This window comes from Acidaminococcus fermentans DSM 20731, assembly GCF_000025305.1.
Classification (GTDB): Bacteria; Bacillota; Negativicutes; order Acidaminococcales; family Acidaminococcaceae; genus Acidaminococcus; species Acidaminococcus fermentans.
Genome location: NC_013740.1, coordinates 1,347,440 through 1,359,218, shown reverse-complemented (window position 1 = coordinate 1,359,218; position 11,779 = coordinate 1,347,440). Strand labels below are relative to the sequence as shown.

Below are 11,779 nucleotides of genomic sequence, written 5' to 3'. Positions count from 1 at the left end.
ATTGAACAAGAACAAGAAACGGATGCTGGCCGGCCTGCTGCTGGCCAGCCTGCTGGGAACGGGGACAGTCTGGGCCTCTCCCCTGGAGCAGGGGGTGAAACCGGCGGAAACCGTCCTGTTGGACGAAACCGACGGCCCGCTGTCCCATATCCAAAAGAAAAAAACAGAGAAAAAGGCAAAGGTCCAGAAAGAACGGGAACCGGAGAAAAAGGAGCACCGGAGTTTCCTGGACCGGATCCGGGGTATCCGGAAACAGCAGGAAACCACGGAACCGGCCAGGAAACCGGAAAAAGTCCGGAAGCCGGACCCTCCGGCCGAAAATCCTTCCAGGAAGAACCGGAAGGAACGGCCGGCTGGGAAACAGGCAAAAGAGGAAAAACAGCGGCCCCTGTCCCCTGTATCCCGTGACCTGGGCCCGGCAGATCCCGACAGCCTGGTGATCCGGAAGGGCAGCCTCTCCCTGGTGGGGGAAAAGCTGACCCTGCCCCAGTGGCCGGATCCGGACAGACTGCTGAAACTGGAGAACCAGGACCGGGTGATCACGGACCCCAGCCTGAAGATCATCATCCATCACCTGACCACCACGGCGAAAATCTGGGAACTTCCGGATAATTACCAGGAGGTGACCATTGCCGGACCGGCGGAAGCCACCCGGGACCAGGCGGTGGTGCTGCTGCGCCGGTACAATCCCAACCTGCCCATCAAGGCCACCCCGGAAGAGATCGTGGATCTGTACTACCAGGAAGCCGGCCGGGAAGGGCTACGCTGGGACATCGTATTCTGCCAGGCCCTGCTGGAAACCGGATTCTTCCGGTTCGGGGGCACGGTGGTACCGGCCCAGAACAATTTCTGTGGTCTGGGGACCACCAGTGCCACGGTCCAGGGCGCCTGGTTCCCCACCCCCCGGGACGGGGTCCGGGCCCATGTCCAGCACCTGATGGCCTATACCACGGACCGGCTGCCGGCCACCCCGGTGATCGATCCCCGGTATTATCTGGTGTACAAAGGCAAGGTCCAGAACGGTTTTTACACCCGCTGGTCCCAGCTCAACGGAAAATGGGCCACGGGCAGCTATTATGCGGAGAAGATCCTGAATCTCCACGAACAAATGAAGAAGATCATCGCCATTTCCGGCAATGACTGGGATGGAGGCTTGTTGAAATGATGCACATTGTACTGGTGGAGCCGGAAATCCCCGGGAATACCGGGAACATCGCCCGGCTCTGCGCTGCCACAGGAGCCAGCCTGCATCTGGTGCGGCCCCTGGGGTTCTCGGTGGATGACAAATACCTGAAGCGGGCCGGGCTGGATTACTGGCACCTGGTGGACATCCACTACTATGATTCGGTGGAGGAGGTACTGGCTGCCTATCCGGACAGCCCCCGGTTCCTTTTGACCACCCATGCCCACAAATCCTACAGCCGGGTCCACTACGGCCCGGATTCCCTGCTGATCTTCGGTAAGGAAAGTGCCGGTCTCCCGGAAGCTTTCCGGCAGGCCCACGAAGAGGAGTGTGTGCGGATTCCCATGGTTTCCGAAGCCCGGTCCCTGAACCTGGCCAATTCGGTTTCCATTGTGCTTTATGAAGCTTTGCGGCAAAACGATTTTGATCTCCAGGAGGGAACCATATGATCTGTATCAAGGAATTCGAGTTTGACGCAGCCCACTATCTGCCCAACTACCACGGCAAATGCGAGCATCTCCACGGCCATACCTACAAGCTGGTGGTGAAGGTGGAAGGCCATCCGGACCAGGAGGGGATGGTACTGGATTTTGTCCAGTTCAAGCATACGGTGAAGGACCTGGTGGTGGACCAGCTGGACCACCACTGCCTCAACGACATCCTGCCCCAGCCTTCGGCGGAAAACATCGCCGTCTGGGTCTGGAACAAGCTGAAGGAACCGCTGACCGGGGCCAACTACACCCTGTACGAAGTCCAGGTGTGGGAAACCAGGACCAGCGGCATTGTGTACCGAGGTGAATCATGCTGAAAGATGTCCAGGCGCAGCAGGATCTGCGTCACATTGCCCTGAAACACGTGGGAATCCGGAACCTCCGGTGGCCCATCGTCCTGGCGGACCGGGAAAAGGGAACCCAGCACACGGTGGCGGAAGTGGCCCTGGCGGTGGATCTGCCCCAGGAACAGCGGGGGACCCACATGAGCCGTTTTGTGGAATGTCTGAAACAGGTGGGGGCCATCCGTCCCCACGAACTGGAAGAAGTGCTGGACCATCTCCGGCAGAAACTGGAAGCCCGGAAGGCCCTGCTGGAATTTTCCTGTCCCTATTTCATCACCAAGAAGGCCCCGGTCAGCGGCATTGAAAGCTACCTGGACGTGGACTGCCATTTCCGGGCGGAAAAAGGGGAGACCTTCTCCCTGGAAGTGGGCGTGGATGTGCCCATCCATACCCTGTGCCCCTGCTCCAAGGAAATCAGCAAATACGGCGCCCACAACCAGCGGGCCTGGGCGAAGATCCGCATCCGTTCCACCCAGCCGGTATGGATCGAGGAACTGGTGGAGATGGCGGAAAAAGGGGCGTCCACGCCTCTCTATTCCCTGCTGAAGCGGCCGGACGAAAAATGCGTCACGGAAATGGCCTATGAGAATCCCCGGTTCGTGGAAGACGCGGTCCGGGAAATCGCCCTCCAGCTCAATGGGGATCCCCGGATCGACTGGTATACGGTAACGGTGGAAAGCGAAGAAAGCATCCACAACCACAATGCCTTTGCCACGGTGGAGAAAGAGGTGTGACATGTTCCTGACCATTCCGTCTGAACGGATCCGCTATGAAATGGAAAAAATCGAAGTCCATCCCATGGGGATGGAACTGATGGCTCCCAAAGCTTCGGTGGAGCCCCTGAAGTTGCTCCAGATCCGCACCCCGGCCGCCAACATCCTGAAACAGGAAATGCTGGCCCTGGGCGGGGAATGTGTGAACCCCAAGGGCACCATCAACTGCAGCCTGGACCGGGTGGATGTGATCCTCCTGGGGAACCGGCGGCAGTACCGGCAGCTTTTGACCAAGCTGGGGACCATGGCCAACTGGTTCGGCATCCAGTCCATTATGGACGACCTGTGGGAATTCCTGGAACCGGGACCTGTGGTGACCCTTCTGGCGGACGGCCGGAAGCTGACCTATGAAAAAATGCGGGTGATGGGGATCCTGAACGTGACCCCGGATTCCTTCTATGCCGGATCCCGGATCAGCGGGGAGGAAGCCCTGCTGGCCAAAGCGGAAACCATGCTCCGGGATGGGGCGGATCTCCTGGACATCGGGGGAGAATCCACCCGGCCGGGGGCGGATCCCGTGACCCCGGAAGAGGAAAAACGCCGGGTCACCGGGGCCCTTTCCGCCCTGCGGAAGCAGTTTCCGGAGGCCATCCTCAGTGTGGATACCTATCATGCGGAAACGGCCGAAGCGGCCCTGGCCGCCGGGGCGGACATCATCAACGACGTGACCGCCGCCACCGGGGACGGACGGATGCTGGACGTGGCCGCCCGGGCCAAGGCACCCCTGGTGCTGATGCACATGCGGGGGACGCCCAAGACCATGATGGGGGACGAAATGAAGACCTACCACAATGTGGTGGGAGAAGTGTCCCAGTACCTGCTGGAACGGGCGGCAGCCTGTGCCCGGGCGGGACTGGGAAAGGACAAGGTGATCCTGGATCCGGGCCTGGGCTTTGCCAAGGATCTGGAAGGGAACCTGGCCCTGTGCCATGGGCTGGGGGAAATGACCGGCCACGGCATCCCGGTGCTCCTGGCCGGCTCCCGGAAAGGGTTCATCGGCAAGGTGCTGGGGGATCTGCCTACGGAAGAGCGGCTGGAAGGGACCATGGCCCTGTCGGCGGCGGCTCTGTACGCCGGGGCCCAGATGGTGCGGGTCCATGATGTGAAGGAAAATGTCCGGCTGATCCGGATGCTGGAGGCGATCCGGAGATGCCAGTAGCCTATGTGGCCCTGGGCAGCAACCTGGGGAATAAAGAAGAAAACATCCGCCGGGCCCTGGAGCTGATGGAGAAACACGGCATCCGGGTGCGGCAGGTTTCGCCTCTTTTGGCCACGGAGCCATATGGGGTGACGGACCAGCCTGAATTCCTCAACGGAGCGGCGGAAGTGGAATGGACGGGGGATCCGGAAAGCCTGCTCCATACCCTCCTGGCCATCGAGCAGGAAATGGGCCGGCAGCGGAAGCGGCACTGGGGAGAGCGGAACATCGACCTGGACCTGCTTCTTTTCGGGGACCAGTGCATCCACAGTGAAGACCTGGTGCTGCCCCATCCGGATATGGCCAACCGGAGCTTCGTACTGGAGCCCCTGGCCGCCATTGCTCCCCAGGTGGTCCATCCGGTATTCCACCGGACCATCGGGGAACTGTGGCAGGATCTTCAGAAAAAACAAACCAGAAAGCAGGAATGAGTCATGGGTGAACGAGTGAAGACAGGCGTGGTCCTGTTTCTTCTGTATACGGTATTATTTGCGGTTTCTCAATTGTATCAGGTGGTGCCCGGCCTTAGCGGGCTCCGGATCCAGGCCATGCTGTCCGTACCCTACGGGCTGATCTTCGGCCGGCTGGGAGCCATTGCGGCGGCCCTGGGAGCAGCGGCGGGGATGGCCCTCACCGGCGGCAGTTCCAATTTCATCCCCATTGAATTCCTGGGAGCCCTGCTCTCCGCCTATCTGCCCTTCCGGATCTGGCAGGGGATGCGCAGCCCCCGGGAACCCTATCTGTGCGTGGAAGACCAGCGGACGGCCACCATGTTCTTTGTCCTGAGTGTGATCGGGGCCGTACCCATGGCGGTGTTCCCGGCAGTGGGAGGCGACCTGTACCAGGTGGTGCCGTTCCCGGCTTCCTATCCCCGGATTTTCCTGGCTTCCCTGGTGTGCACCGTGGCAGGCGGCTTCCTGGTGTACAGCCAGGCGGCGCCCCGGATGTTCCGGGGTGCGGGAGAAGCCCTGTGGAACCGGATCCGGGACAACAAGGGAACCACCCGGAGCATGGCGGTGGCCATGCTGCGGATCGCTTTGACCGGGGGCTTCCTGGGCCTGGGCCTGGCTTTTATCTTCCCCAATGAATTCGAACTGATCATTGTGGAATATGTAATGGGGATCTTTGCGGCCCTGCTGTTCATCCTGACCGCTGTATGAGGGACCTTCCATGATGTATCGACTGACCTTCATCGTCCAGCTGCTGCTGGTGGTGACCTTTCTCTGGACCTGCAGCACGGTATTCATGGGCCTTCTGACCCGGCGGAAAGAGAAACCGGTGACGGGAGAACCCAGCCGGTTCGCCATCCTGGTCTGCGCCCACAATGAAGCCAATGTGGTGGGGAAACTGTTCCAGAGCCTGGAAGACCAGGACTATCCCAGGGACCTGTACCGGGTGTTCCTGCTGGCGGACCACTGTGAGGACGGAACCCCGGAGGTGGGCCGGCGGTATCCCCATGTGACGGTGCTGGAACGGAAGGAAGGCCCCCGTACCGGAAAAGGGGCGGTGCTCAGTTGGGGCATCCCTCTCATCCGCCAGCGGTATGGCGGGACCTTCAGCCATATTGTGATCTTCGATGCGGACAATATGGCGGACCGGGGGTTCCTGGCGGCCCTGGACGGCAGCTTCCGCCGGGGAGCCCGGCTGGTGATGGGAAACCGGCTGCCCCTGAATCCCTTCGACAACCTGATTTCCCAATGGTACAGCATGTACTGGCTCAGTGTGGACCTGTTCAGCAAGCCCCGGGCCAATGTGGATCTGCCGGGGATCATCTCCGGCACCGGGTTCGGCTTCGATGCTTCCCTGCTGGAGCCGGAAGGCTGGCATACCCGGACCATTGTGGAGGACATGGAATTTTCCATGCAGCAGAACTTCAAGGGCGTATTTTCCGTTTACCAGGACGATGCCCGGTTCTATGACGAGCAGCCGGTGACCTGGAAGGGGATGGTGAGCCAGCTCCGCCGGTGGATGACCGGCAACTATCAGATTGCCCGGGAGTACCGGAAGGAGTGGCTGGCCCATTTCCGGGCCCGGCCCGATGCCCGGCTCATCGACAATTTCGTCCCCATGCTCATGTGCGTGGTGTTCGGCTTCTATTTCCTGTCCAATGTACTGTGGGTGGGGTACCATGCGGTGGAAGGCAGACCCCTGTTTGCCCTGAAAGACGTGCTGTGGTGGACCATGCTCTATGGGCTGAGCCTGGTGATGGGCACCTGCGCCATCAAGGCCGGGGACCTGCCGGTGAAACGGATGCTGCCCGGCATCCTCACCGGAGGCTTTTTCTGCATCTTCCTGTCCCTGGTGGCCGTCTGGTCCGTGTTCTTCCCCCAAAAGCAATGGATCCCCATAGCCCACGTGCACCAGGAGGGGCCGGAGAAATAGGGGCAAATCCTGTCCTGGGGCTTCCGACTTCAGACTCCTGACTCCAGACAAGGGGATGTGAAAAAATGATTTTCACATCCCCGTCACTAGTCTCTAGTCACTAGTCTCTAGTCACTAGTCTCTAGCCGATGGAAGCCAGCTTACGCTGGCAAATTTAAGGCGCTGTGAATGATTTTTTCACAGCGCCCTTTTTATGCTATAATAGATACAGAATATTCAGCCAGAGGAGGGATTGCGATGAAACGGACAAAATATTGGCTGGCAGGCATCCTTGCCGCCCTGTTCTGCCTGCTGTGGACCACGGCCGCCCTGGCTTCCTCTGCAGTGAGTTCCAACGGTACCTTCAACGGCATCCGTCTGGCAGGCAAAGTACGGGTGGTGGAATACAACCCGGATATCAAGGTCCAGGTGGTCACCAGTTTCCCGGATCTGAAGGTGAAAGTGGTGGACCATTTTCCGTCCGGAATCGGAGAGTGGCAGTTCGTGGAATACGGAGAAGATTTCACCATCCAGTTCGTCACCAGTTTCCCGGATATCCGGATCAAATACGTGACCAGTTTCCCAGGGCTGCCGTGATGGGAAGGAAAGAGGGAAGAGGGAAGAGCGGGACGGCGGTCCCGACAGATTCCTTGCTGACAAAGGCCGCCGGAGGTTTTCCGGCGGCCTTTCCCTCTATTCACATTTCACTGCCATGCGCAGCCGTTCGATGCTCTGGGTCAGGTTCTCCAGTTTCTCTTCCATGCGTACCAGGAGGTACCAGGAAATGACCATGGGGAACCCGTACTGGGCAGCCTGGCCGGCCAGCAGGGTCAGGTCATCCATGGTCAGGCCTCGGTGCTTTCGTCACTGGCCCCGTCGGAGAGCAGGTCCTTGACGTCGGTCACTTTGGCCCCCTGGATGGTTTCCACCGGGAGATTGTTCTTGGTGAGGAAGACTTTGCTTTCCACCACTTTGTTCATTACCGGCAGTACCGTTTCCCGGTCCACGTCCGTGCGGGGGTTGGGGATACGGATGTTTTTCGTTGCCTTTTCACTGTCTTTGAAAATCAGGTCCAGTTTTCTGGAATCTGCCATTGTGCCTTACCTCCTTTACGCCACTTCATTCAGGGCATGGCGTTCCACCACGTACATGCCTTTGGGAGCTTCCTGCATCAGGTTGCCAAATTCCTTGCCCACTTCCGCCAGTTTTTCGGGAGTGGCTTCCCTTGCCAGCTTTTCATAGCTGATGTTCTTGAACTTGGGCTGGTCATTTTTGTCCACGCCGTTGCTTACTTCCAGCTGCAGAGTCACTGCAGTCAGTTGCTTCTGGATTGCCATATTTCCTTCCTCCTTGTACCGCAATGCAGAGTGGGATATCCAGTACGCCCTGAAGGCCCAGGAACGGTGCCGGAACTGCAGCGGGAAAAAGTGCACCCAGCCCACTCCCGGCTATATGCCTCTGGTGGTCTACTATGCCGGAACCGTCCGGGAAGCCCTCAGTCCCTGTCCCTATGGGGAAATCCAGCGCCGGGAAGAACGGAACCGGCAGTTGCTGGAACAGGCCGGACTGCCGGAAATGTTCCTTTCCTGCACCTTTTCGGAATACCAGGTGGAACCGGGGAACCGCAAGGCCCTGGAGACCGTCCGGAAGCTGGCCAGGGAAAAACGGCCCGGCAGGGGCTTCTTCCTCCACGGACCTTCCGGGGTGGGCAAGACCATGCTGGCAGTGCTTTTTGCCAAGGAGCTCCTTGCCCAGGGCAAAGCCGTCCGGTTCACCACCGTGGCCGGATTGCTGAATCAGCTGCGGCGGAATATCCAGGGAGACTGGAACCAACGGATGGACCAGTACCAGGAAGTCCCCTGCCTGATCCTGGACGATCTGGGCACCGAAAAAGTCACCGAATGGGGACTGGAACAGCTGTTCCTGCTCATCGATGCCCGGTATACTGCCCGGCGGCAGACCGTGTTCACCAGCAATTTTTCCCTGCAGGCCCTCCAGGAAAGGTTCCACCGGGCCCGGAACAAAACCGGGTGGGAAGAAAGGCGGACCATCGACCGGCTCATCAGCCGCATCGGCGGCATGACCGTGGAACTGGAAGCCAAAGGCCGGGACCACCGGTGGAATCCGGAAACCCTGTTCCCCCAGGCCGGAGAAACACGGAACAAGCCGGAAATCTGGGAGCTGGATCCCAGCCTGTTTGCCTGACGGAAGGAGGCCTATATGAAGAAAAACAAAAGCACGGATCTGACGGCCCTGCTGCCCAGGGCCCGGAGCGGGGATCAGGAAGCCCAGCTGGCCATCGTCATCGCTTTCCGGCCTTTGGTGCAGAAACTGGCCGGACAGGAAAAAAATCCCTCCCTGCGGATGGATTTGGCCAGCCAGCTGGTGCTGGGGCTCCTGGAAGCCATCCGGAAATACCCCGGAGAAGACCCAAGACGGTTCCCCGGTTTCGTAAATACCCATCTGCACTACCTGCTTTCCCATTACATCCGGAAGCAGATACGCTGGAACAAAGTAAAGGAGAAAATCTATGCGCAGAATCAGGAGACGAGTTACACGGAAGATTTTACCATGCGGATACGAAGGGGGGAACTTCAGAAGGCGCTCCAATGTCTTACCCCTGCCGAACACCGTCTTGTATGTCTTGCCACCGTCAGAGGAACCCCCTGGAAATCCATCGGAAGAGAATTTGGATGCCCTGTCTCCAGTCTGTATGGACGCTATCGAAAGGCTCTTCAGAAAATGAAAAAGAAAATGGAGAACAATGGCACAGAGGGGAAATAGGGAAGCGTGTAGAGCGGGACGGAAGGGGCGAATGGTCCATTGCGATGCCGTAGGGGCCGCACGCCGGTTGCCCCGCGAAATGTACGAAATTCCAACGACCCATTGCGATACCGTAGGGGCCGCACGCCGGTTGCCCCGCGAAATGTACGAAATTCCAACGACCCATTGCGATACCGTAGGGGCCGCACGCCGGGCGGCCCGCCTGATGCACGGCCTGTCGATACCGGCCCCGTATGGGAGGACCAAGACCGGCGCAGCCGTGTCGCCCGGTCATCCCGTTCCGGCAAAAGGAGACCATCTGCCGGGGCAGATGGTCCTTAACGGCCAACGATGAACGATAAAGGAGGCCCACCCAACATGTCCATAACCCAGTCTCGCTGTCGGGATCCCACTGACGGCCCGGCAGTATACGGGCGTGGTGGTCAACGAAATCTGCAACCATAGCACCCTCGACCAGTGCTTGCAGGCTTTCGTTTCTACAACAACTGTTTTACCCAACTTTTGGAATCCCTGCAGCAGGGGAAGCCCAGGAGTTCCAACATCGGTCCTGCTGACTCCGGGACTGATGCTGACTCGATTTTCATTCTGGTGACCAGCAGCCTGACCTGACCGGGCTGCTGGTTTTTTATTTGTCAAGGGGCTCATTTCCTGTTATAGTTATAAAATGAGAGAATATATGCGGATTTCAGGAATTCGCCAAAAATGAGGAGGATGCAGAATGCCGACGCTGGAATGGATTGGCAAGAACAAGGTGGTCAATCACCATCTGGAAGTGCCGTACCAGGTGCTGCAGCGGGTATACAGCTATGACGAAAAAGGTCAGCACCCGGAAGATAATGGCAGTGAAAATAAAATCATCCACGGAGACAATCTGGCAGCCCTGAAAAGCCTGCTGCCCCAGTATGAAGGGAAGATAAAATGTATCTATATCGATCCTCCCTACAACACCGGGAACGAAGGCTGGGTGTACAACGACAATGTGAATGATCCCCGGATCCAGAAATGGCTGGGGGAAGTGGTGGGAAAAGAAGGGGAAGACCTGAGCCGTCACGATAAATGGCTGTGCATGATGTATCCCCGACTGCGGCTGTTACAACGTTTATTGTCTGAAGATGGAGCTATATTTATCAGTATAGATGATAATGAACAAGCTCATTTAAAAGAAATTTGTGATGAAATTTTTGGTATTCAATGTTTTGTAGCATCTATTTCATGGCAGCATACTTATTCTCCTCGTAATGATTCCAAAGGTATTAGTGGAGAAACGGAATATATTCTTGTTTATTCTAAAAAAATAGGATGGACACCTCATAAATTACCTAGAACGAAAAAAATGAATTCTAAATATCAAAATAAAGATGGGGATAAAGAACTTTGGCGTACGAGTGATGCATTTGCTCCTAGTGCTGCTACCCACCAAGGAATGGTTTATGCTATCCAACATCCATTTACGGGGGACATGATTTATCCGTATAACGGAGCTTGTTGGCCATGGCAGCAGGATGACATGCTGAACGTTATGCAGAATTGGGCAGCTTATAAGTATGAAAACTTACATGATGAAGATAGACGAGCTGAAGTATGCGGTATCTCTGTTAATAAGATTAAAAAAGATGTAAAAGGAATCATTTTAGCGGAACCCTTAAGCGAGGCAAAAAAACACGCGAAAATGGTATACGACAAAGGATGCTGGCCACTATTCTTTTTCACCAGCAATGGATTGGGTGGAATAGCTAGAAAAACTTATTTAAAAGATACTGAAGGCAGGGTAGTCACAAATTTTTGGTCTTATGATGAAACAGGACATACAGATGAAGCAAAAAAAGAGATTAAGACGATTTTTGGTAAAAAAGTCTTCGATACGCCAAAACCAACTCGCTTACTGAAACGAATTATTCAAATTGCTACAAATAAAGATTCGATTGTATTGGACGCTTTTGCTGGTTCTGGAACTACGGCACATTCTGTACTTGAAACTAATCTAGAAGATAATGGAAACCGAAAATTTATCCTTGTAGAAATGATGGATTATGCAAATGATATCACAGCTCAGAGAGTAAAAAAGGTTATTTCTGGTTATTCAAAAGAAAAAAATAAAGAAAATGTTCTGATGGAAGAAAAAATAACTTTAAAAGTATTAGAAAAGGGTAAAGAATTAATAGAACAAGCTTTAAAAATTAAAAAAGAAGCAAAAAATGCGTATGATAATGTTAGTATAAAAATAATTGATAATCATTTACAAGTTATTGGAACTATAAAAGCAACTGATGAAATTAAGGGTATTGGCGGCAGCTTCAGTTATTATGAACTGGGACAGCCGATTTTCCACGGGGATTTCCTGAACGAGGAAATCGGTTTGGAGGAAATCCGCAAATACGTCTATTTCACAGAAACCCGGCAGCCGGCGGAACCAATCCGGCCAGAAGAACCGGCCTACCTGGGAAAATGGATGGATACCGTGTATTATTTCCATTACGACCGGAACGCAGCCACTACCCTGAACTGGGATTTTCTGGCTAAAGTCAGGACAAAAGGCGAAAGCTATGTGATGTATGCGGACCGGTGTACCCTCAGTGAAGAGGAACTGCAGAAATATCATATTACGTTCAAAAAAATTCCCCGGGACATTGCCCGGTTTTAAGGAG

15 protein-coding genes are annotated in these 11,779 nt (G+C 55.9%); 12 read left to right on the top strand and 3 right to left on the bottom strand.

The window, feature by feature from the left end; genetic code table 11:
• The first annotated feature begins 1 nt into the window (after nt 1).
• From ACFER_RS06270 to ACFER_RS06230, 9 genes are all read left to right on the top strand, one after another.
• A complete protein-coding gene (locus ACFER_RS06270; protein ID WP_012938577.1) occupies nt 2–1,165 on the top strand; it encodes a glucosaminidase domain-containing protein in 1,164 nt (387 codons plus the stop codon).
• On the top strand, nt 1,165–1,632 hold the full coding sequence (locus ACFER_RS06265; protein WP_041666608.1) for a tRNA (cytidine(34)-2'-O)-methyltransferase: 468 nt from the start codon (nt 1,165–1,167) through the stop codon (nt 1,630–1,632). The genes ACFER_RS06270 and ACFER_RS06265 overlap by 1 nt, the downstream gene beginning before the upstream one ends.
• Nucleotides 1,629–1,991, top strand: coding sequence for a 6-carboxytetrahydropterin synthase QueD (gene queD / locus ACFER_RS06260; RefSeq protein ID WP_012938575.1), 363 nt, complete (start codon nt 1,629–1,631; stop codon nt 1,989–1,991). Before ACFER_RS06265 ends, queD begins: the two co-directional genes overlap by 4 nt.
• Nucleotides 1,988–2,752, top strand: coding sequence for a GTP cyclohydrolase FolE2 (gene folE2 / locus ACFER_RS06255; RefSeq protein ID WP_041666607.1), 765 nt, complete (start codon nt 1,988–1,990; stop codon nt 2,750–2,752). The genes queD and folE2 overlap by 4 nt, the downstream gene beginning before the upstream one ends.
• Before the next feature lies 1 nt (nt 2,753).
• Nucleotides 2,754–3,950: a dihydropteroate synthase gene (folP, locus tag ACFER_RS06250; RefSeq protein ID WP_012938573.1), complete on the top strand. Its 1,197-nt coding sequence runs from the start codon at nt 2,754–2,756 to the stop codon at nt 3,948–3,950.
• The gene (folK, locus tag ACFER_RS06245; protein WP_012938572.1) at nt 3,941–4,420 is read left to right on the top strand and encodes a 2-amino-4-hydroxy-6-hydroxymethyldihydropteridine diphosphokinase; all 480 of its coding nucleotides are present in this window, start codon (nt 3,941–3,943) and stop codon (nt 4,418–4,420) included. The genes folP and folK overlap by 10 nt, the downstream gene beginning before the upstream one ends.
• Before the next feature lie 3 nt (nt 4,421–4,423).
• A complete protein-coding gene (locus ACFER_RS06240) occupies nt 4,424–5,149 on the top strand; it encodes a hypothetical protein (RefSeq protein WP_012938571.1) in 726 nt (241 codons plus the stop codon).
• A gap of 10 nt (nt 5,150–5,159) precedes the next feature.
• Entirely contained in the window at nt 5,160–6,371 is a 1,212-nt protein-coding gene (locus ACFER_RS06235) for a glycosyltransferase family 2 protein (protein WP_012938570.1), read from the top strand.
• 237 nt (nt 6,372–6,608) lie between these two features.
• Entirely contained in the window at nt 6,609–6,947 is a 339-nt protein-coding gene (locus ACFER_RS06230; protein ID WP_012938569.1) for a 7(1) septoil knot domain-containing protein, read from the top strand.
• A gap of 96 nt (nt 6,948–7,043) precedes the next feature.
• Here the strand turns inward: ACFER_RS06230 and ACFER_RS11285 are convergent, their stop codons facing one another.
• Genes ACFER_RS11285 through ACFER_RS06220 form a run of 3 tightly spaced genes read right to left on the bottom strand, consistent with a single transcriptional unit; the run spans nt 7,044 to nt 7,687 of the window.
• Complete coding sequence (locus ACFER_RS11285) at nt 7,044–7,193, bottom strand: YvrJ family protein (protein WP_012938568.1); 150 nt, start codon at nt 7,191–7,193, stop codon at nt 7,044–7,046.
• A gap of 2 nt (nt 7,194–7,195) precedes the next feature.
• On the bottom strand, nt 7,196–7,444 hold the full coding sequence (locus ACFER_RS06225; RefSeq protein WP_012938567.1) for a DUF2922 domain-containing protein: 249 nt from the start codon (nt 7,442–7,444) through the stop codon (nt 7,196–7,198).
• Between the two features lie 15 nt (nt 7,445–7,459).
• Entirely contained in the window at nt 7,460–7,687 is a 228-nt protein-coding gene (locus ACFER_RS06220; RefSeq protein WP_012938566.1) for a DUF1659 domain-containing protein, read from the bottom strand.
• A gap of 13 nt (nt 7,688–7,700) precedes the next feature.
• Between ACFER_RS06220 and ACFER_RS06215 the strand changes: the two genes are divergently transcribed.
• From ACFER_RS06215 to ACFER_RS06205, 3 genes are all read left to right on the top strand, one after another.
• Complete coding sequence (locus tag ACFER_RS06215; RefSeq protein WP_012938565.1) at nt 7,701–8,555, top strand: ATP-binding protein; 855 nt, start codon at nt 7,701–7,703, stop codon at nt 8,553–8,555.
• Between the two features lie 15 nt (nt 8,556–8,570).
• A complete protein-coding gene (locus ACFER_RS06210) occupies nt 8,571–9,134 on the top strand; it encodes a sigma-70 family RNA polymerase sigma factor (RefSeq protein ID WP_012938564.1) in 564 nt (187 codons plus the stop codon).
• A 718-nt stretch (nt 9,135–9,852) separates the two neighbouring features.
• Entirely contained in the window at nt 9,853–11,775 is a 1,923-nt protein-coding gene (locus tag ACFER_RS06205; RefSeq protein ID WP_012938563.1) for a site-specific DNA-methyltransferase, read from the top strand.
• Nucleotides 11,776–11,779: the final 4 nt, after the last annotated feature.